At 67.0% G+C, this 18,667-nt stretch carries 20 protein-coding genes and 2 tRNA genes; 13 read left to right on the top strand and 9 right to left on the bottom strand.

The annotated features are described in order from the left end of the window. Positions 1-27 precede the first annotated feature (27 nt). Positions 28-792, top strand: a complete 765-nt coding sequence (locus IM660_RS12620; protein WP_193495961.1) for a fumarylacetoacetate hydrolase family protein — start codon at positions 28-30, stop codon at positions 790-792. Positions 793-801: 9 nt separating this feature from the next. Here IM660_RS12620 and IM660_RS12615 read toward each other — a convergent pair whose 3' ends face one another. Further along, positions 802-1,809: a LacI family DNA-binding transcriptional regulator gene (locus tag IM660_RS12615; RefSeq protein WP_246465311.1), complete on the bottom strand. Its 1,008-nt coding sequence runs from the start codon at positions 1,807-1,809 to the stop codon at positions 802-804. 182 nt (positions 1,810-1,991) lie between these two features. Between IM660_RS12615 and IM660_RS12610 the strand changes: the two genes are divergently transcribed. The 7 genes from IM660_RS12610 to gltX all read left to right on the top strand — a co-directional run bounded on the left by IM660_RS12610 (position 1,992) and on the right by gltX (position 8,658). Next, the gene (locus IM660_RS12610; RefSeq protein ID WP_246464936.1) at positions 1,992-3,212 is read left to right on the top strand and encodes a sugar ABC transporter substrate-binding protein; all 1,221 of its coding nucleotides are present in this window, start codon (positions 1,992-1,994) and stop codon (positions 3,210-3,212) included. A gap of 10 nt (positions 3,213-3,222) precedes the next feature. Continuing rightward, positions 3,223-4,170, top strand: coding sequence for a carbohydrate ABC transporter permease (locus IM660_RS12605; RefSeq protein WP_193495959.1), 948 nt, complete (start codon positions 3,223-3,225; stop codon positions 4,168-4,170). Between the two features lie 10 nt (positions 4,171-4,180). Further along, positions 4,181-5,041, top strand: a complete 861-nt coding sequence (locus IM660_RS12600; RefSeq protein WP_193495958.1) for a carbohydrate ABC transporter permease — start codon at positions 4,181-4,183, stop codon at positions 5,039-5,041. Between the two features lie 26 nt (positions 5,042-5,067). Continuing rightward, positions 5,068-5,847 carry a ThuA domain-containing protein gene (locus tag IM660_RS12595; RefSeq protein WP_193495957.1) on the top strand — a complete coding sequence of 260 codons (780 nt, stop codon included), beginning with the start codon at positions 5,068-5,070 and terminating at the stop codon, positions 5,845-5,847. Then, positions 5,844-6,863 (top strand): Gfo/Idh/MocA family protein, encoded by a 1,020-nt coding sequence (locus tag IM660_RS12590; protein WP_210768973.1) that lies wholly within the window; start codon positions 5,844-5,846, stop codon positions 6,861-6,863. Before IM660_RS12595 ends, IM660_RS12590 begins: the two co-directional genes overlap by 4 nt. 75 nt (positions 6,864-6,938) lie before the next feature. Further along, positions 6,939-7,145 (top strand): PLDc N-terminal domain-containing protein, encoded by a 207-nt coding sequence (locus tag IM660_RS12585; protein WP_193495956.1) that lies wholly within the window; start codon positions 6,939-6,941, stop codon positions 7,143-7,145. A 13-nt stretch (positions 7,146-7,158) separates the two neighbouring features. Further along, entirely contained in the window at positions 7,159-8,658 is a 1,500-nt protein-coding gene (gene gltX, locus IM660_RS12580) for a glutamate--tRNA ligase (protein ID WP_193495954.1), read from the top strand. 29 nt (positions 8,659-8,687) lie between these two features. Here the strand turns inward: gltX and IM660_RS12575 are convergent, their stop codons facing one another. Genes IM660_RS12575 through nikB form a run of 7 tightly spaced genes read right to left on the bottom strand, consistent with a single transcriptional unit; the run spans position 8,688 to position 15,314 of the window. Further along, a complete protein-coding gene (locus tag IM660_RS12575) occupies positions 8,688-10,205 on the bottom strand; it encodes an ABC transporter substrate-binding protein (protein ID WP_193495952.1) in 1,518 nt (505 codons plus the stop codon). Positions 10,206-10,247: 42 nt separating this feature from the next. After that, positions 10,248-11,027, bottom strand: a complete 780-nt coding sequence (locus tag IM660_RS12570) for an exonuclease/endonuclease/phosphatase family protein (protein WP_193495950.1) — start codon at positions 11,025-11,027, stop codon at positions 10,248-10,250. A 32-nt stretch (positions 11,028-11,059) separates the two neighbouring features. Then, positions 11,060-11,671 carry a histidine phosphatase family protein gene (locus IM660_RS12565; protein WP_193495948.1) on the bottom strand — a complete coding sequence of 204 codons (612 nt, stop codon included), beginning with the start codon at positions 11,669-11,671 and terminating at the stop codon, positions 11,060-11,062. Continuing rightward, positions 11,668-12,486, bottom strand: a complete 819-nt coding sequence (locus IM660_RS12560; protein WP_193495947.1) for an ABC transporter ATP-binding protein — start codon at positions 12,484-12,486, stop codon at positions 11,668-11,670. The genes IM660_RS12565 and IM660_RS12560 overlap by 4 nt, the downstream gene beginning before the upstream one ends. Next, positions 12,479-13,486 (bottom strand): ABC transporter ATP-binding protein, encoded by a 1,008-nt coding sequence (locus IM660_RS12555; RefSeq protein ID WP_193495945.1) that lies wholly within the window; start codon positions 13,484-13,486, stop codon positions 12,479-12,481. Before IM660_RS12555 ends, IM660_RS12560 begins: the two co-directional genes overlap by 8 nt. After that, positions 13,486-14,391: an ABC transporter permease gene (locus tag IM660_RS12550; protein WP_193495943.1), complete on the bottom strand. Its 906-nt coding sequence runs from the start codon at positions 14,389-14,391 to the stop codon at positions 13,486-13,488. Before IM660_RS12550 ends, IM660_RS12555 begins: the two co-directional genes overlap by 1 nt. After that, positions 14,388-15,314, bottom strand: coding sequence for a nickel ABC transporter permease (gene nikB, locus IM660_RS12545; protein WP_193495942.1), 927 nt, complete (start codon positions 15,312-15,314; stop codon positions 14,388-14,390). Before nikB ends, IM660_RS12550 begins: the two co-directional genes overlap by 4 nt. 239 nt (positions 15,315-15,553) lie before the next feature. On the opposite strand from nikB, the gene IM660_RS12540 reads away from it, so the two are divergent. The 3 genes from IM660_RS12540 (at position 15,554) to IM660_RS12530 (ending at position 17,970) form a co-directional block, all read left to right on the top strand. Next, the gene (locus tag IM660_RS12540) at positions 15,554-16,519 is read left to right on the top strand and encodes a DUF6772 family protein (RefSeq protein ID WP_210768972.1); all 966 of its coding nucleotides are present in this window, start codon (positions 15,554-15,556) and stop codon (positions 16,517-16,519) included. A gap of 7 nt (positions 16,520-16,526) precedes the next feature. Further along, positions 16,527-16,847 (top strand): hypothetical protein, encoded by a 321-nt coding sequence (locus IM660_RS12535; RefSeq protein WP_193495938.1) that lies wholly within the window; start codon positions 16,527-16,529, stop codon positions 16,845-16,847. 112 nt (positions 16,848-16,959) lie between these two features. Beyond that, a complete protein-coding gene (locus IM660_RS12530) occupies positions 16,960-17,970 on the top strand; it encodes a LacI family DNA-binding transcriptional regulator (RefSeq protein ID WP_210768971.1) in 1,011 nt (336 codons plus the stop codon). Between the two features lie 21 nt (positions 17,971-17,991). Here IM660_RS12530 and IM660_RS12525 read toward each other — a convergent pair whose 3' ends face one another. Further along, on the bottom strand, positions 17,992-18,270 hold the full coding sequence (locus IM660_RS12525; protein WP_193495937.1) for an acylphosphatase: 279 nt from the start codon (positions 18,268-18,270) through the stop codon (positions 17,992-17,994). Between the two features lie 158 nt (positions 18,271-18,428). Here IM660_RS12525 and IM660_RS12520 point away from each other — a divergent pair. Together IM660_RS12520 and IM660_RS12515 are read left to right on the top strand one after the other, a co-directional pair. Next, positions 18,429-18,500, top strand: a tRNA-Gln gene (locus IM660_RS12520). A gap of 56 nt (positions 18,501-18,556) precedes the next feature. Beyond that, a tRNA-Glu gene (locus IM660_RS12515) sits at positions 18,557-18,629 on the top strand. Positions 18,630-18,667 lie beyond the last annotated feature (38 nt).

Genomic DNA, 18,667 nt, shown 5'->3' with positions numbered 1-18,667 from the left:
CACCCTACTGGCCGTAGGCTCTGAGGTATGAAGATTGCGCGATTCACCACAGGTGAGGACCCCCGGTACGGCGTGCTCGACGGCGAAGACCTGGTGGTGCTCACCGGTGACCCGCTCTATACCCCGCCCACCCCGACGGGGCAGCGCGTGCCGGTGGACTCGGTCCGATTGCTCGCACCGGTGATCCCACGTTCGAAGGTGGTGTGCGTGGGGCGCAACTACGCCGAGCACGCCGCCGAGCTGGGCAACGACGTGCCGGAGCGGCCGCTGCTGTTCATCAAGCCGAACACCACGGTGGTCGGTCCGGATGACCCGATCGTGCTGCCCCCGTGGTCGCAGGAGGTGCACCACGAGGCCGAGCTCGCCGTGGTGATCTCGCGCATCTGCAAGGACATCTCGGCCGAGCAGGCAGGGCAGGTCATCCTCGGCTACACCGCCGCCAACGACGTCACCGCCCGGGACGTGCAGTCCGAGGACAAGACGTGGACGCGCGGGAAGATGTTCGACACCTCCTGCCCGCTGGGTCCCTACCTGGTGACCGACCTCGACCCGGCCGACCTGCGGATCAGCGCCAGCGTCGACGGTGAGATGCGTCAGGACGGACGCACCTCCCAGATGATCCGCTCGGCGGCGGACCTGATCGCGTACGCCTCAAGCATCTTCACGCTGCTGCCCGGTGATGTGCTGCTCACTGGCACTCCCGCCGGGGTGGGCCCGATCGAGGCCGGCCAGCGGGTCGAGGTGGAGATCGACGGGATCGGGACGCTCGGGAATCCGGTGCTGCGGCGCTGAGAGTGGAGCTCAGCGGGGCGGCGGTGCCGTGGTGCCGCCTGCTTCGAACGTGCACGGCACCAGCCGGGGTGGCAGGGGGTCCTCAGCCTCGAGCATGCGGATGAGGGCCTCGGCGCCCAGGTGGCCGAGTTCGGGACCGGGCGCGCGCATCAGGGTGAGTGGGGGGTCGCTCAGGCTCCCGGTCTCGGGTGCTGCGGACAGGCCGAGGATCGAGACGTCGCCGGGCACGCGCCGACCTGTCCGGCGGGCGCCGGTGACCAACCGCAGGGCAGTGTGGTCGTTCAGCACGAGCGCCGCGGTGGGGCCGTCGGTGCCTTCTTCGCCGAACACCTGACGAGCCAGCGATTCGGGATCGTCGGACCAGGTGACTTCGACCGTGCGGCCGTGGATGTCGCGCTCGATCTGGGCTTGCTCGAATGCAGCCGCTGTGCGCACGAAGGGTCCATAGGTCCGGTAACCGCGCTCGCCCTTGCCTCCGAGCACGAGGGCGAGATGACGGTGGCCGAGGTCGGTCAAGTGGTCGATCGCATGGTGGAGCGTCGCCTCGAAATCGATGTCGACGTGGCAGATGCCGGTGACGTCTCGGGTGCGTCCGATGAGGGCGAATGGAGTGGCCGATCGCTCCAGGACTTCCACACGTGGATCGTCGAGCTGGACCTCCATCAGGAGCACCCCGTCCACGAGCCGTTGTCCGACAAGCTCGGCGAGCTCGCGGCCGTCATTGCTGACCGGCCAGATCACCAAGTGGTAGCCCCGGGCACTCGCCGCGGCCGCAGCGCTGGTGAAGAACTCGACCGACGCCGTGCTCAGTGGCCGTTCGAGCACCGGGTAGGCGAGCGCCAGAATCCGGGTGCGACGGCTCGCCAGCGCCCGGGCCACCGCATTGCGGCGGTATCCCAGCTCGGCCATCGAGGTCTCGATGCGTTCCCGGGTGGCCGGTGTGACGGGTTTGGTGTCGTTCACCACGAAGGAGACCGTGGCGATCGAGACGCCTGCGTGGTCGGCGACATCCTTCATCGTGACCACGATGGCCTCGCTTCCGTTCGACGGTTCGCGGGAACTGCTTGACAGCGCCCGAGCGTACGCTCCACAATCGTCATCACGTCATTTAAGCGCTTAACCGCCGAGTCGTCGACATGAAGGTCGTCGATCCGAAGCGCGATCGAAGATGACCAACGACAACAGCAAGGGAGCTGATCGTGAAGCGACACATGGTGATGGCGGCCGGGGGAATGAGTGCCGCTCTGGTACTGGCCGCCTGTTCGGGTGGCGGCGACGGTACCGATGCGGACACGGGCGAGGTGAGCAGCCTTTCGGTCCTGGACTACTACAACAACGATCCGGACAACTCGCTCATCCAGGCCGGCCTCGATAGGTGCGCCGAAGAGCTGGGGGTCACCCTCGAGCGGGAAACCGTGCCCGGTGGCGACCTCATTCAGACGGTCCTGCAGCAGGCGTCCTCGCAGACACTGCCCGATGTGCTCATGCTCGACAACCCGGACGTGCAGCAGATCGCGGAGACCGGGGCGCTCGTCCCGCTCGACGAGAACGGCGTCTCCACCGAAGGATTCGCCCAAGGCGTGATCGATGCCTCCACCTTTGACGGGCACGTCTACGGGTTGCAGCCAGTGGCCAACACCCTGGCCCTGTTCTACAACACCGACATCCTGGCTGACGAGGGCGTCGAACCGCCGACCACCTGGGACGAGCTGCGCGAGGCCGCTGCCGCCCTCACCGAGGGCGACCAGTACGGGATCTCGTTCAGCGCAATCAACACCTATGAGGGCTCCTGGCAGTTCCTCCCGCCGATGTGGACCAACGGTGGCGACGAGACCGAGCTGACCAGCCCCGAGGTGGCCGAGGCGCTGCAGTTGTGGGTGGACCTGGTGGAGTCGGGTTCAGCATCGGAGAGCGTGATCAACTGGTCGCAGGGAGATGCCAAGGATCAGTTCATGGCCGGTCGCGCCGCGATGATGGTGAACGGCCCGTGGAACATCCCGTCGATGAACGAGATGCCAGACGTGAACTGGGACGTGGTGCAGTTCCCCGTCAACGACCCGAGCCAGACCCCGGTCGCACCGCTCGGCGGCGAGGCGTGGACCGTGCCGGTGACCGGGGATGAAGCCAGCCAGGCGGTGGCTGTGGACTTCGTCGAGTGCCTGAACACGCCGGAACAGCAACTCGACTGGGCGGTGTCGCGGTACACGATCCCCACCCGGACCGACCTCGCCGAGGACTTCCTCGCCGAACGTCCGGAGATGGCGGCGTTCGCCGAGCAGGTGGCCAACGCCCGTTCGCGGACCGGCCAGCTCGGACCGGAGTGGCCCGACGCTGCGACCGTGATCTACGAGGCGATCCAGCTGGCGCTGACTGGGCAGGCGAGCGCCGACGAGGCCTTCGCGCAGGCCTCCGCACGCTGAGGCTGACGCCATGAGCTCCCTCACGCACGCCCCGGCGCGGGCTGGGCAGGTATCGCCTGCCCCGCCCCGCCGGCGCCGCAAGCTCCGCGGGGACGAGATCGGGAAGATCCTCTTCGTGCTTCCCGCAGGTATCGCCATGGCGCTGCTGTTCGGCTACCCGGTGGTGAAGAACCTGACCATGAGCCTGCAGGACTACAGCCTGCAGACCTTCTTCACCGGGGAAGCGCCCTGGGTGGGACTGGCCAACTACGTGGATGTGGTCACCGATCCGATCTTCGGGCAGGCCATGCTCAACACCGGCCTGTTCACCGCCGGCTCGATCCTGTTCCAGTTCGTCATCGGCCTGGCGCTGGCCCTGTTCTTCAAGCAGCACTTCCCGCTCTCGGCGACGTTGCGCGGGTTGTTGCTCCTGCCGTGGTTGTTGCCGCTGATCGTCTCCTCGGCGACGTGGCGTGCGATTCTCGAACAGGACTCCGGGATCCTCAACCGATTCCTCGGGGTGTTCGGTGTGGAACCGATCGGCTGGCTCGTCTCGCCCTCGATCGCGCTGATCGCCGTGATCGGCGTCAACATCTGGATCGGGATCCCGTTCAACACCACCCTGCTCTACAGCGGCGTGCAGGCCATCCCGGACGAGCTCTACGAGGCCGGGTCCCTCGACGGCGCCACGCACTGGAAGGCCTTCCGGTACATCACGTGGCCCAGTCTGCGGCCAGTGGTCTCGGTGGTGCTGATCCTCGGCGTCGTCTACACGCTGAAGGTCCTCGACATCATCCTCGGCCTGACCGGCGGGGGACCGGCGAACGCCACCCAGACACTGGCCACGCAGTCCTACCAACGCTCGTTCGTGGACTTCGAGTTCGGTCACGGTGCCGCGCTCAGCAACATCTTGATCGTGATCTCGATGGTGTTCGCGGTGGTGTACCTGCGCCGCGGGCGCCACGCGGCGGACGAATGAGGAGGCAGGTATGACAACCACGACCTCCGCTCCGGCGGAACAGAACCGTCGTACCGGCGACGACATCGACCTGCGCAAGGTGTTGCTGACGGCGGCCGGTGTGCTGATCCTCGCGGTGATGCTCTTCCCGGTCTACTGGATGATCAACGCCTCGCTGCAGCCCTCGGGCAACACCCTCAACGCAGACCTGATCCCGCTGCAACCCAGCCTCGACAACTACGCCCGCGCCATCAGCGAGCAGGGCGCCAACCTGGTCACGAGCCTCATCATCGCGCTCGGAACCGTGGTCTTCAGCCTGGCACTGGCCGCGCCGGCGTCCTTCGCCCTGGCGCAGTTCCGCTTCCGGTGGGTGGGCCTGGCGTTGCTGGCGATCCTGATCTCGCAGATGATCCCGGGCATCGTGATCGCCAACGCGCTCTACAGTGCCTACGAAGGACTCGGGCTGCTGAACTCGATCCCCGGGCTGATTCTCGCCAACTCCACCAGTGCGATCCCGTTCGCGATCCTGATCATGCGTTCGTTCATGCTGGGAGTACCGTCGGCGATCATCGAGGCTGCCCGGGTGGACGGTGCAGGGCTGGTGCGATCGTTCCTGTGGATCGTGGTTCCCGTGAGCCGTAACGCGATCATCACCGCCGGGCTGTTCACGTTCCTGTTCGCCTGGAGTGACTTCCTGTTCGCGCTCACCCTCACCACCACCGACGAGATCCGGCCCGTGACGCTCGGCATCTATCAGTACCTGGGCACGCAGGTGCAGAACTGGGGTGCCGTGATGGCCACGGCGGTGCTCTCGGCCACTCCGGCCATCGTGCTGCTCGTGGCTGCCCAGAAGTACATCGCCGCCGGAGCCACCGGCGGTGCGGTCAAATGAGAACTACTACCGAAGGAAACACAACCATGACCGACGCGCAGTCCCTCAACGTCCTCGTCTGGGGCGAGAACCGGCATGAGCAGATCGAGCCGCACGTGGCGGAGATCTACCCGGACGGTATGCACGGGGCCATCGCTGCAGGGATCCGGGAGAACCTGCCTGCGGCGCAGGTCTCCACGGTGACTCTCGACGACCCCGAGCACGGTCTCACCGAGGAGGTCCTGGCCGCCACCGACGTCCTGGTCTGGTGGGGGCACGCCGCCCACGGGGAGGTGCGCGACGACGTCGTGGAGCGGGTGCACCGGCATGTGCTCGATGGGATGGGGCTGCTGGTGCTCCACTCGGGCCATTGGTCGAAGATCTTCGGCAAGCTGATGGGCACCAGCTGCACGCTGCGCTGGCGCAGCGAGGAGGACCGCGAGCTCGTCTGGACCGTCGACCCGACGCACCCGATCGCCCAGGGCGTGCCGAACCCGATCATCATCGATCAGCAGGAGATGTACGGGGAGTTCTTCGACATCCCGGCGCCCGACGAGTTGATCTTCATCTCCTCTTTCACCGGGGGAGAGGTGTTCCGTTCCGGCTGCACCTTCAAGCGCGGCCACGGCAAGATCTTCTTCTTCTCCCCGGGCGACCAGGACTTCCCCGTCTACCACCACGAGCACGTCCGCAAGGTGATCGCGAACGGCGTCGCCTGGGCCCGCACGGTGCGGCCGGAGCGCACCACACCTACCTTGCTGCGCTACGAGTCCGGCGAGTTCTTCACCGGCCATGGGTACACGGGTGCCATCAAGGAGTCCGAGTGAAGGCCCTGCGCCTCATTCAGGTCGGCGCTGGCAGCATGGGCCGCGCGTGGCTGCACACGATCGCCGCGAACCCAGATGTCCAGCTGGTCGGACTCGTGGACCTGGACACCGAAGCCGCTGCCGCTGCATTACGTGCCACGGACCTTGACGCCCCGGTGAGTACCTCGCTGACGGAGCTGGCTGCTGCCCAGGCGCCGGACGCCGTCGTGAATGTGACGGTGCCGGCCGCGCACCTGCCGGTGAACCTCGAGGCCCTCGGGCTCGGGTTGCCGGTGCTGTGCGAGAAGCCGATGGCGGAGTCGGTGGCCGGGTGCCTGCCGATGATCGACGCGGCCGCGCGTGCCGGGCAGCTGCTGATGATCTCCCAGTCGCGGCGCTACTACCGCCACCTGGCCTCGTTGCGGGAGGTTCTCGGCAGCCTTGGGCAGGTGGAGACGGCGCGGTGTGAGTTCGCCCGGGCGCCCCGGTTCGGTGGGTTCCGCGAGGAGATGGCCGAGCCGCTGATCGTGGACATGGCGATCCACCAGTTCGATCTCGCGCGTGACCTGATGGGCGCCGACCCCGTGAGCGTCTACTGCGAATCGTCCAACCCGAGCTGGTCCTGGTTTGCCGGCAACGCCGTGGCCACAGCCATGTTCACCTTCGACGGCGGAGCCTCCTTCTCCTACACCGGCACCTGGTGCGGGCCTCACCCGGAGACGTCCTGGAACGGGGTGTGGAACCTCGGGGCAGCCGGCGGGGGAGTGCACTGGGATGGTGACCACGCCCCGACGGCGTATGCCCCGGATGGTGCGTCGCTGCCTGTTCCCGAGCGGGAGGTGCCCGAGGAGATCGCCGGGTCGCTGGCCGAGTTCGTCACCTGTGTGCGCATGGGGATCGAGCCGGCGACGGCGGGGCACCGGAATGTCCTCAGCATCGCCATGGTCGAGGCGGCGGTGAGGTCGTCCGCGCAGGGGCGGGTCGTGACGATCGCGGAGGTGATGGAGCGGGCGCGGGGCGCGATGGGAGCGCACTGATTCGACGGACCTGAGCGTTGCCGGGGCTGGTGGGGTCTGGTTACGGTGGGTGAGAGGGACGAGGATGGGGGACGGATGGCTGTCGGTTTCGACGTGACCTTCACGCTGGTGATAGTTCTGCCGCTGGTACTGATGGTGGTGGCTCTGGTGAGTGCCGTCCGCCACCCGGGGCTGCGGGGACTGCTGCAGGTGGCATGGTTCGCGCTGATCGTGCTGGCGCCGGTGGTGGGACCGATCTTGTGGTTTGTGGCCGGGCGGAAGACTGAGGCCGCGCACCAGTAGGCTGGGAGCCATCATGACGACTCCCGTTTCCGGCGCCGACGTGCGCGTCCGCTTCTGCCCCTCGCCCACCGGGACCCCGCACGTCGGGCTGATCCGCACCGCCCTGTTCAACTGGGCACAGGCTCGCCACCACGGCGGCACGTTCGTGTTCCGGATCGAGGACACCGACGCCGCGCGGGACAGCCAGGAGAGCTATGACCAGCTCCTGGACGCGCTGCACTGGCTCGGTCTGGACTGGGACGAGGGCGTCGAGGTCGGTGGGCCGGATGGACCGTACCGGCAGTCCGAGCGCGCGGCGATCTACGCCGATGTCGCCGACAAGTTGCTCGCCTCCGGGCATGCGTATGAGTCGTTCTCCACCCCGGAAGAGATCGAGGCCCGCCACCGCGCCGCCGGCCGCGACCCCAAGCTCGGGTACGACGGCTATGACCGCGACCTGACCAAGGAGCAAAAGGCGGCATTCCTTGCTGAGGGCCGCACGCCGGTGTTGCGTCTGCGGATGCCGGCCGAGGACATCACCTTCACCGATCTGGTGCGGGGCGAGGTCACCTTCGCCGCCGGCTCGGTGCCCGACTTCGTGATCGTGCGTGGCAACGGGCAGCCGCTGTACACCCTCACCAACCCCCTCGACGACGCGCTGATGCGGATCACGCACGTGCTGCGCGGGGAGGACCTGCTCTCCTCCACCCCGCGGCAGATCGCCCTGCACCGGGCGCTGACCGAGCTCGGGATCGCTGAGCGGGTGCCTAGCTACGGGCACCTGCCGATGGTCACCGGGGAGGGGAACAAGAAGCTCTCCAAGCGTGCCCCCGAGTCGAACCTCTTCCTGCACCGCGAGCGCGGCTTCATCCCCGAGGGTCTGCTCAACTACCTGGCGCTGCTGGGCTGGAGCATCTCCCCGGACAACGACATCTTCACCCAGGCCGAGATGCTGGCCGCCTTCGATGTCTCCGACGTGAACCCGAACCCGGCGCGCTTCGACCAGAAGAAGGCCGAGGCGATCAACGCCGCCCACCTGCGGCTGCTCCCCGCCGAGGATTTCCGCGCCCGGCTGGTGCCGTACCTGCACGAGGCCGGCGTGGTTCCCGCGGCCACGTTCGAGGAGTTGACGGCGGAGCACCAGCAGCTGCTGACCGTTGCCGCACCGCTGGTGCAGGAGCGCATGACCCTGCTCGGTGAGGCACCCGGGATGCTGGGCTTCCTGTTCGTCGCCGACGACGCCGTGGTCGTGGACGAGGAGGCCCGCGCCGCGCTGCGGCCGGAGGCGGCCGAGGTGCTCGACCGGTCGATCCGGGTACTGGAAGGGCTGGAGGACCTGACGCCGGAGCCGCAGCAGGCGGCCCTGAAGGCCGTGCTGGTGGAGGAGATGGGTATCAAGCCGCGCTTCGCCTTCGCGCCGCTGCGGGTGGCGATCACCGGACGGCGGGTCTCACCTCCGCTGTTCGAGTCCATCGAGATCCTCGGCAAGGAGTCCGCACTCGCCCGGTTGCGGGCGCTGCGCGCCAGTCTGTAGCGGGCGGCCCGCTACAGACTGGCGACATTTCACTCGATCGAGACGGTGGAGAAGTACGGCCGGTTGTTCGGGGGGAGCTCCAGGCCTTGGACCTGCGAGCCGTACGCCAGGTTGTTCTGGATGTCCGCCGGGAAGATGCCGGGGGCTTCCTCCCACATGATCTCGTTCGCCTGGTCGTAGAGCGTGCTCCGCTCGTCCGGGTCCAACGACGAGCGCGCTTGGGCGAGGAGGTCGTCGAGCTCCGGATTGCAGTAGCCCAGGCGGTCGGCCTCGCACGTATACAGACGATTCAGCGTGAAGTCCGCGTCACCGGTGGCGGTGGTGTTGGTCTGCAGGTTGAGGTCCCAGTTCATGGATCCGAAGTCCTCCAGCCAGCTGGCGCGTTCCTTCTCGAGAGGTTCCACGTCGATCCCCACCTCGGCCCACGCCGAGATGAAGGCTTGGCCGAGCGAGCGGATGTTCGGTCCACCTTCCCGCGGCCACTGCATCGAGGTCTCGAAGCCGTCCGGGAATCCGGCGTCCGCGAGCAATTGACGGGCGCGGTCGGGGTCGTACTCGTACAGTCCGTTGTCGGCCGAACCGAACGCGGCTTGTGGGATCGGGGCGGTCGCCGCCGTGGCGCCGTCGCCGTAGAGGTCGGAGACGATGCCCTCGACGTCGACCGCGTGCCACATCGCCTGGCGGACGCGCTGATCGTCGAACGGCTCCTCGTTGTGGTTGAACCAGATGAAGTAGTAGAGATAGCCGGCGTCCTGGATGAACTCGACTCCGTCCTGATCCTGGACGCCGGCGACCTGGTCGGGCGGGATCGACGAGATCACATCGACCTCGCCGGTTCCCAGTGCGGTGATCCTGGCGGCGACCTCCGGCATGCTCACCATCTCGAGCGTGTCGAGCTGGGCGGCCTCGCCCCAGTAGTCGTCGTTGCGTGAATAGGTCACGTGGTCGTCGGCGACGTAGTCGTCGACGATGAACGGTCCGGTGCCGACAGGGGCCCGCCAGTAGGCCTCTTCGTCCATGGCGTCGGCCTGGCCGATGAAGACGAGCGACATCGAGGCGAGAAGAGTTCCGAGCGGTTCGCTCGTGACGATGGAGAACGTGTGGTCCTCGTCCGCGCGTGTCTCGGTGACCGCGGCGAACAGCGGCGCGAGTGCCTTGTCGAGCTCGATCAGCCGGTCCAGGGATGCCTTCGCATCCTCGGCGGTGAAGGGCGTGCCGTCGCTGAACGACACGTCGTCACGTAGCTGGAAGGTGAGCGTGAGCTCATCGTCGGAGTACTCCCACGACTCGGCGAGTAGTGGTTGTGCTTCGCCATCGTTGTAGGTGACGAGTGTTTCGAGTGTCTGCTGAGCGGCGACCTGTGTGCCTTCCTCAGCCGGGAAGTTGTGCGGATCCAGGGACACGGGGAAGAACGCGGGGACGTAGGTGAGTTCCTGCGGAGCCGTCTCACTGTCACCTCCCTCGGTGGTCGTCGTGCAGCCGACAACGGTGAGTGCCGTGGCCAGCACGGCTGCGGCGACACCGCCGTGACGTCTGGTGATTCCCATCTTGCATCTCCTTCGATCAGACTCGGGACCAGCGCTGTGCGTTCAGTCCCGGGTGAGGGTGAGCGTGGCGGCCACCGGGTAGTGGTCGCTGGGAGCGACGCCTCGGTGGAAGAACTCGACCACCTCGGCGGCACGTGCACGGACAGGGCCGCGCAGAAAGATCCAGTCGATCGCCTTCCTCGGCGAGGCGAGAGGGGACAGACGTGTGCCGACCGACTCCTCGAAGCCGCTGGGAACAACGGGATGCGTGACCGGTGCGTGCCGGCCCAACGCGGTGAACGAGTCGAGGAAGCCGCTGTTGCCGAGCTCCCAGTTCGGTGGGCCGATGTCGTTGATGTCGACGGCGAACAGACACGCGGCCCCATCGGCGAGCTCGGCGAGCCGGCCCGCGATGGCGGCCGCTTGCGGAGTTCGCTGGTTGGTGCCTGTCTCCTGTTCCTGAGGGTGGCCCGGCCACGTCAGGTGGGCCACGCTGAACAGCACCGGTCCGTCGGCGGTGGCCAGGCGCACCCAGAACAGCCGGGCGTCCGGCGCGAGGATTCCGACGTCGTCCGCGCCGTGCTCGACATACTCGAACAGCTCACGACGCCACCAGAGACAGCTCTGCGTCGCCCATCCCGGAAACTCGTCGATGACGCGGGAATGCTCGGGCATGGCCGCGTCGATCAGGTCCCGCGACCACGACCGCTGTTCCTGGGTCGCCAACAGATCGGGTTGCCGGTGGCGATACAGCGCGTCCAGCGGCGCTCGACGCTGCTCGGCGGCATGATCACCCCAGAGGTTGTGGGTCTGGGCGACGAAGGTGGTGGAGGTCAGGGGCATCGGGTCTCCTGGTCTGTGGTGGCGCTCGGCGCCTAGCGGGTGCCGATGGTCTGCTGGTTGAAGGCGAGGAGTCGCCTGGGGTTCCAGGCGAGGGTGGTGACCGAGCAGTTGTCCGGGGAACCGATCGGGTGGTGACCCGGTATGGGCACCCCCAGGGCAGCGGCGGTGGCGACACGGATCGGACCGCCGTGGGTGAACACCACGAGGGTGGCTCCCGGCTGGTGCGAGGCGACAAGCTCGTCCAATGCGGCGACCACCCGCCGGCGCAGTTCGGCGAAGGTCTCTCCTCCACCACGGCGCACGTCCTCGCCGCGCGCCGCGGCCGCGACGGACGCGGGCTCTGCAGTCGCGACCTCCTCGAAGGTCCGGCCCGCCCAGGATCCGACGTCGATCTCCCGCAGCCGCGAGTCGACCTGGGGGGAGTGGCCAATCGCTGTCAGGAACGGGGCGGCCGTGTCCCGCACCCGGGGCAGGTCGCTACACGCGACCCCGTCGATGCGGGGGAACGAGTCACGCAGCCATGCGGCGGCACTGTGTGCTTGCTCGTGGCCCAGTTCGGTGAGCCCGGAATCGGCTTGCCCCTGGTACTTGCCCTCGGCGTTCCACACGGCCTCGCCGTGTCGGACCAGGTGGATCGTCGTCATGGCGTACTGCCCTCCAGCCAGGGGCGTACTACGGGTACTGCGGCGAGCAGGGCCTTGGTGTAGTCGTGCTGCGGGTCGGCGAACAGGTCCTCGGTGGGCGCGTGCTCCACGACCGATCCCTGATTCATGACGATGACGTCGTCGCTGATGTGCCGGACGACGGAGAGATCGTGGGCGATGAACAGGTAAGTGAGGCCGAACTCCCGCTGCAGATCGTCGAGGAGGTTGAGCACCTGGGCCTGGACGGAGACGTCGAGCGCCGAGACCGCCTCGTCGCAGACGATGAGCTGGGGCTTGACGGCGAGCGCCCGGGCGATGCCGATGCGCTGGCGCTGGCCACCGGAGAACTGGTGCGGGTAGCGGTCGGCGTACTGTGCGTCGAGGCCCACGACATCGAGGAGCCGCACCACCTCGGCGTCCCACTCGTCCTCGGCGAGGAGGTCGGGGTGGATCCGCCACGCTTCGGACAGGATCTGTCTGACGGTGAGGCGAGGATTGAGCGCCGTGTACGGGTCCTGGAAGACCATCTGGATGTCCCGCCGCAGCGGGCGCATCTGTGCCGCGGACAGCCGGACGAGATTCTGTCCCTGGAACTCGATGGATCCCGATTCGGCGCGTTCGAGGCCGACGATGGTGCGAGCGAGCGTCGACTTGCCGGAGCCGGACTCGCCTACGAGGCCCACCGTCTGTCCACGCTCCACATCGAAGGTCACCCCGTCGACGGCGCGCACCTCACCCACCTTGCGTCGTAGCAGTGCCGATCGGATCGGGTAGGTGGTCACCAGGTCACGGACGCGCAGCAGGGGTTCAGCCATGCTGGAGCACCTCCTCGGTGAAGTGGCATGAGGCCGCCTGATCCGACGCCCAACCCGTGGGATGGCGCAGTTCGGGCCGCTCGTCACGGCAGCGTTCCTGCGCGTAGGGGCATCGCGGATGGAATCGGCACCCCTGCGGGAACGTGAGCGGGTTCGGTGGCGCTCCCGTGATGGAGCGGAGCTGCCCCCCACCGTGATCGGCCTGCGGGATCGAGGCGAGAAGTCCTTCGGTGTACGGGTGTGCGGAGTTGTCGTAGACGTCACGGATCCGCCCCTCCTCGGCGACCCGTCCGGCGTAGAGCACCACGGCGCGCGAGGCCGCATCAGCGACCACGCCGAGATCGTGCGTGATCAACAAGATCGCCATCCCATGCTCGGCCTGCAGGTCGCTCAATAGCTGCATGATCTGTGCCTGCACGGTCACATCGAGGGCGGTGGTGGGTTCGTCGGCGATGAGGAGGTCCGGATCGAGGGCGAGCGCCATCGCGATCATGATGCGTTGGCGCTGACCACCCGAGAACTGGTGCGGATAGTGGTGCATCCGACGCTCGGCGTCGGGGATACCAACGCGCCTGAGCAGCTCCAGGGCACGCCGCATCGCATCCGGTTTGCGCATTCCCAGGCGCCGCCGTAGCGGTTCGGCGACCTGGGAGCCGATGCGGAAGACCGGATTCAACGAGCTCAGCGGATCCTGGAAGATCATCGCGATGCGGGTACCGCAGAGGGCGCGGACCTTCTCCGGCGACATCGCGGTGAGCTCCTCGCCGTCGAAGGTGATGCGACCGCTCGTGATTCGACCAGCGGGCTGCGGGAGCAAACCCATGACGGCTTGGGCGGTGACCGACTTGCCGCTGCCCGATTCGCCCAGCAGGGCGACGGTCTCACCCCGAGCGATGTCGAAGGTGATCCCGTCGAGCGGGCGGACGGACCCGGCCCGCGTGGAGAACTCGACGGTGAGACCGTCCACGGACAGCAACGGTGCCGACTTGGTGGCGCCCATCACAGGCTCCTCATCTTCGGGTCGTAGCGGTCCCGCATCGCATCGCCCAGCACCCCGCAGGTGAGGACCAGGGTGGCGAGGGCGAGACCGGGGAGTGTGGAGATCCACCAGGCGTCGCCGAGGTACGAGCGGCCGTTCGCAATCGTGGTGCCCCAGCTCGGCACGCCAGTCGGTACGCCGAGCCCGAGGAAGGACAGTGATGCCTCCGCGAGGATGACCTGCCCGAGCTCGACGGTGGCCACGACCAGGATCGGCGCGAGGCAGGCCGGGAAGATGGTGCGTAGAACGAGGTGCAGATGCCGGGCACCGAGGGTGCGCGCCGCGTCGACGTACTCGCGATTCTTCACCGTGAGAACTTGCCCCCGGGTGACGCGCGCGAAGGTCACCCAGTTCGTGATCGCGAGGACCACGATGACGTTCACGACGCTGGGGCCGACAACCGCTGCGATCAGGATGGCGAGCAGGATCGACGGGAAGGAGAGCTGAATATCGGCCAACCGCATCAGCACTGAATCGAGCCAGCCGCCGCGATACCCTGCCAGGAGCCCGATGGTGACGCCGATGAAGCCGGCGAGCGCCAGGGTGCCGGCGCCCACAGTGATCGAGACGCGTGCGCCGAGCATCATCTGAGCCAGGATGTCCTGGCCCACCTGGTCGGTACCGAACAGTGCGACCGTCCCCTGGGACGTAGTGCTCCCTGGAGGGAGGAGTCGATCCTCGGTGAACGTGCGTACGGGGTCGTACTGCATCAGCAGCGGCCCGATCAGCGCGATGAGGACATAGCAGGCGATCACGATCAGGCATCCGATGATGCGTTTGCGTCCCACCGTGTTCGACCGGCCACGGCGCGTGGCGGCACCGGATGCTGCAGGAGCAACCTGGGGTTCAGTGGTTCGTGCGGTCATCGGGATACTAACCTCACTCGCGGATCGAGGTAGCCGTAGAGCACATCGACCACCAGGTTCGCGAACACGAACCCGGCTGCGATGACCAGGACGGACGCCTGCACCACGTTGTAGTCACGTTGGCCGATCGACTCGATGAGCAGGCGGCCGATGCCGGGCCAGCTGAACACCATCTCCACGATCACCGATCCGGCGAGCAGCCCACCGAACTGCAACCCGACGATCGTGACGATGGGGATCAGCGCATTGCGGATCGCGTGCGGGAAGATCACGACCCGCTCGCTCAACCCCTTGGCTCGTGCCGTCTGGATGTACCCCTCATGGATCACTTCCAGCAGTCCGCTCCTGGTCATCCGGATCAGGATCGCGAGCATCGGCATCGCCAGGGTGATGGCGGGCAGGACCATGTGTGCGGGTGAACCGGTGCCACCGCTCGGGAGAACTCCCAGTCCACGGGCGAAGATCAGGATGAACACGATGCCGATCCAGAACGAGGGCAGCGACTGAGCCAACAAGGAGCCGACCGAGATGATCCGGTCGGTGAGCCGGTTGACTCGCAGAGCTGCGAGCACGCCCAGCAGGATGCCGATCACGAGCGCAATGACCATCGCCACCAGGGCGAGCTCCAAGGTGGCCGGGAGTCGTTCGATCACCAGTTCGAAGGAGTCGCGCTGCTGCCGGTAGGAGTCTCCGAAGTCGAGACGGAGCAGATCGCCCAGGTATGTCCCGTACTGGGCGAAGAGCGGGTCGTTCAGGCCCATCTCGTCACGGAGAGCGTCGACTTCCGCCTCGGTGGCGTCTGATCCCAGGATCAGGCGTGCCGGGTCCGAGGGGACGAGTCGAAGCACCACGAAGATGATCGAGACGGCGCCCCACAGGATGAAGACCGAGAACATGAGTCGTCGGGCCAGGTAGGCGCCCATCACTCGTCCTCGAGCGGGCAGATCGGCATGAGCGGCATGTGTTCTTCCTTGAGCACCCTTCGTGTGTGTCGCCAATGAACATTAGCGTTCATGCAGTCTTGCAGGGCGAAGAGATGCCGTCAACAGTGAGTTTGAAGCAGTTTGCCTTGAAGGTTGTGCGCATGAAGCATTAACGCTAATGTGCCGATACCGGCGGACGCCGGCGACCCTACGCCTGTACGGCAAGCAAGGAGTGAATGGTGACCTCGGTCGATACCGACTCGCTGCGCGCGGCGATGCGCGATGCGATCCGTGCCAGCGATGTCCGTCTGTCGAAGTACAACCCGCTGCCCCGCATCCTCGCCCTCGATGACTTCAACGAGGGCACCAACGGTTGGACCGAGCTGATCGGCAACTTCAACGGCCGGGGTGACCTCGACACGGTCGACGCGCATATGCGCGACTTCCGCACGCCACAGCTGTCGAACGCGACGTTCTTCGACACCGGTACCCACGGTGCGATGACGGGCACCTACTCGCTCAAGCTCGCCACACGTCCGTACCCGGGGCACACGGCGACCGCGATCCGTCGCCTCACCATGGCCGGTCGCGGCTTGGTGCAGATCGAGGCCTACCTGACCTACAAGGCGGAGGCTCAGCTGGGCGGCGATGCCGAGCGTGACCAGTACGGCGACGTTGCCTGGGACGGCAACCTACACCCGTCCGAGGCGCAGTTCGGGGCCTTCACGGTGGCGACGGACCTCTGTGGTGACGGCGGCAGGAGATATCACACGGTTGCTCGGTTCCAGAACACCGATGCCGACGGCAACCTCGTGCGCCGGCTGTCCTACCCGGTCGTGCCGGAGCCCACACCGAAGGAGCATCTCGAGGGGAAGTTCGCGCTGCCCTACGCTGCCGACTTCACCGCCCCCGATCCGAACGACTGGCGCTACCTCGGCGATCCGATCGAGATGTGTTTCAACGAGGTTCCGACCAAGGTCAACTGGCACTACGTGCGGTGGCTCGTCGACACCGAGAAGCGTCGCAACGTCGAGTTTCAGCTGAACGACCGGATCATCGACATGAGCGACGTTCCCGTCCCTGTCTACGACGAGCCCTACGAGTCCCTGGACAACTTGCTCAACTTCTACTTCTCGGTCCGGACGCTCTCCGGCGTCCGCAACTTCCTGTTCCTCGACTCTGTCGTCATCTCAGCCGATTGGTGATCTTGTGATGCTGCAATCCCAGACCGCGATCCTCGAGCGGAACACGACCCTCTCCGGCGACTTCGCCACCGAGCCCTTCGAGACCGGATGGACGCGAGAGGCACGCTGGTTCTTCCAGATCCTGTCCACCGAGGGTGACCCCCAGGTGGAGCTCACCACCCAGGTTTCTCCGGACGGGCTCACCTGGGTCGATCTCGACGATCTGCGGCAGGTGTCCGGCGAGCTGACCACCTGGCCGGTGCGCGAATACGGCCATTGGCTGCGCATTCGCGGCACAATGACCGGGGGCTCGGTGAAGGTGCGGATCTACCTGGCCCTGAAGAGTTGACGTAGCCGCCGAGGCTCGCCTCGCGTGAGCCGTGATACTGAACCGGACGTGCTTAGTGGACGATGACGAGATCAGGACGGGTGCGCCGCGCAGGCGGCGCACCCTACGGGACGTGGCCGACGCCGTCGGAGTATCGGTCAACACGGTCTCGCGGGCGCTCCGTGGCGAGTCCGGCGTGAGCGCGGAGTCTCGCGAGACGATCCGACGTGCTGCCGAGCGCCTGGGCTATGTGCCCAACGTGCATGCGCGCTCGCTCGTCCTCGGCGGCCCGCGCACCATCGGTCTGGTCATCACGAACGTCTCGAACCCGTTCTACGCCGAGCTCATCAGCGCGATCGAGCAACGCGCGGCCGAGGAGGGCTATCACATCGTCCTGTTCCTCAGCGAGGAGTCGACCGCTCGGGAACAGGCCGCCGCCGAGAACGTGATCCGCTCCGGGCTGGACGGCGTGATCGTGGTCCCGGTGCAGGGGGAGACGAACCCCTGGCCGGCCGTTGAGCGCGCCGGGATCCCGCTCGTCGTGGTCAATCGGCGCCTGGACGATCTCGACGTCGATACGGTGGCCACCGACAACCATGCGGGTGCGTATGCGGCGACCTCCCATGTGATCGCGCAGGGGGCCCGATCGATCGTGATGCTCGAGGAAGACCTGCCCATCACCACGATCGACCAACGCATCCAGGGCTTCCGGGATGCTCTCGTGGACGCTTCGCTCCCGCTCGACGACCGCCAGGTGATCATGGTGCCGACTCGGCGCAATGATCGCGCCGCGCTCCCGTGGCAGGCGGGAGATGCCTATCGCGTGACCGTCGACCTGCTGGCGCGCGGTCACCGGCCGGACGGGTGCGTCGTGGGCAACGACTACTTCGCGCTGGGGCTCTACCGCGCCCTCCGCGAGCGGGGTCTGCGATGTCCGGAAGACACGCTGGTGGTCGGGTTTGGGGACTACCCGTTCGCGGAGTTCTTGGAGCCGCCGTTGTCGACCGTGCGGCTGCCGGCCGGGGAGGTCGGTCGCGCCGCGGTCGACCGGTTGATGCACCGGGTGAACGGTGCCGAGCCCCGCTCCCGTGAGGTCACGCTGGTGCCGCCGGAGCTGGTCACCCGGAGATCGACCGGATCATGACGCCGATCAACCGATGGCACCCTAGCGTCGGATCTCGAACGAGGAGAGTCCCTGCGGGTCCTCCTCGGTGATCTGGGTGCCGGTCACCTCGGCGCTCGGCGGCCCGGTGGCCAGCCAGTCAAGGAGGCTCCCGACGACGTCCGGTGCGCCTTCCGCCCAGGCCTCGACGCGACCGTCGCTCAGGTTGCGCACCCAGCCGTCGACTTCGAGCCGCTCGGCACGTCGGCGTGCGTGAGCCCGGAAGGCTACGCCCTGCACGCGGCCGGAGATGAGAACGTGTCGTGCGATGCGCTCAGCCATGGTTCCATGATGGCCCCGGGGGTGCTGTGACCTCGCACACTCGCGTGAGTTTGGGCGCGAGCGTGGAGTTCCGGTACAGTTTCACGTCGGCACGGCGTTCACGCCACGGGTCCTCAGAATCAGTGTGAGAACCCCGGAATGTGAAGGCCTTGACACCATGGGGTATGGTGTAATCGGCAGCACGACTGTTTCTGGTACAGTTAGTCTAGGTTCGAGTCCTGGTACCCCAGCGGAGAATCGTCCCGGGTCGCTCCCCGGAGTCCGGTACGATTCTCTTTGTATGCTCGGCCCCGTCGTCTAGTGGCCTAGGACGCCGCCCTCTCAAGGCGGTAGCGCCGGTTCGAATCCGGTCGGGGCTACAACACGAAGGCCCCCGCTCACTGAGCGGGGGCCTTCT

The sequence above is a fragment of the Ruania alkalisoli genome (assembly GCF_014960965.1).
GTDB lineage: Bacteria > Actinomycetota > Actinomycetes > Actinomycetales > Beutenbergiaceae > Ruania > Ruania alkalisoli.
Note: the sequence above shows the minus strand (reverse complement) of the source record. Positions and strands in the feature narration are given on the sequence as shown.

What these genes read in the sequence shown, in the direction of transcription:
- IM660_RS12525 (WP_193495937.1), bottom strand. Translation starts at nt 18,270, where the DNA reads ATGGCTGAGCGCATCGCACGACACGTTCTCATCTCCGGCCGCGTGCAG.
- IM660_RS12615 (WP_246465311.1), bottom strand. Translation starts at nt 1,809, where the DNA reads ATGAAGGATGTCGCCGACCACGCAGGCGTCTCGATCGCCACGGTCTCC.
- IM660_RS12555 (WP_193495945.1), bottom strand. Translation starts at nt 13,486, where the DNA reads ATGGGCGCCACCAAGTCGGCACCGTTGCTGTCCGTGGACGGTCTCACC.
- IM660_RS12605 (WP_193495959.1), top strand. Translation starts at nt 3,223, where the DNA reads ATGAGCTCCCTCACGCACGCCCCGGCGCGGGCTGGGCAGGTATCGCCT.
- IM660_RS12550 (WP_193495943.1), bottom strand. Translation starts at nt 14,391, where the DNA reads ATGACCGCACGAACCACTGAACCCCAGGTTGCTCCTGCAGCATCCGGT.
- gltX (WP_193495954.1), top strand. Translation starts at nt 7,159, where the DNA reads ATGACGACTCCCGTTTCCGGCGCCGACGTGCGCGTCCGCTTCTGCCCC.
- nikB (WP_193495942.1), bottom strand. Translation starts at nt 15,314, where the DNA reads ATGGGCGCCTACCTGGCCCGACGACTCATGTTCTCGGTCTTCATCCTG.
- IM660_RS12535 (WP_193495938.1), top strand. Translation starts at nt 16,527, where the DNA reads ATGCTGCAATCCCAGACCGCGATCCTCGAGCGGAACACGACCCTCTCC.
- IM660_RS12600 (WP_193495958.1), top strand. Translation starts at nt 4,181, where the DNA reads ATGACAACCACGACCTCCGCTCCGGCGGAACAGAACCGTCGTACCGGC.
- IM660_RS12570 (WP_193495950.1), bottom strand. Translation starts at nt 11,027, where the DNA reads ATGCCCCTGACCTCCACCACCTTCGTCGCCCAGACCCACAACCTCTGG.
- IM660_RS12565 (WP_193495948.1), bottom strand. Translation starts at nt 11,671, where the DNA reads ATGACGACGATCCACCTGGTCCGACACGGCGAGGCCGTGTGGAACGCC.
- IM660_RS12620 (WP_193495961.1), top strand. Translation starts at nt 28, where the DNA reads ATGAAGATTGCGCGATTCACCACAGGTGAGGACCCCCGGTACGGCGTG.
- IM660_RS12575 (WP_193495952.1), bottom strand. Translation starts at nt 10,205, where the DNA reads ATGGGAATCACCAGACGTCACGGCGGTGTCGCCGCAGCCGTGCTGGCC.
- IM660_RS12585 (WP_193495956.1), top strand. Translation starts at nt 6,939, where the DNA reads ATGGCTGTCGGTTTCGACGTGACCTTCACGCTGGTGATAGTTCTGCCG.
- IM660_RS12560 (WP_193495947.1), bottom strand. Translation starts at nt 12,486, where the DNA reads ATGGCTGAACCCCTGCTGCGCGTCCGTGACCTGGTGACCACCTACCCG.
- IM660_RS12595 (WP_193495957.1), top strand. Translation starts at nt 5,068, where the DNA reads ATGACCGACGCGCAGTCCCTCAACGTCCTCGTCTGGGGCGAGAACCGG.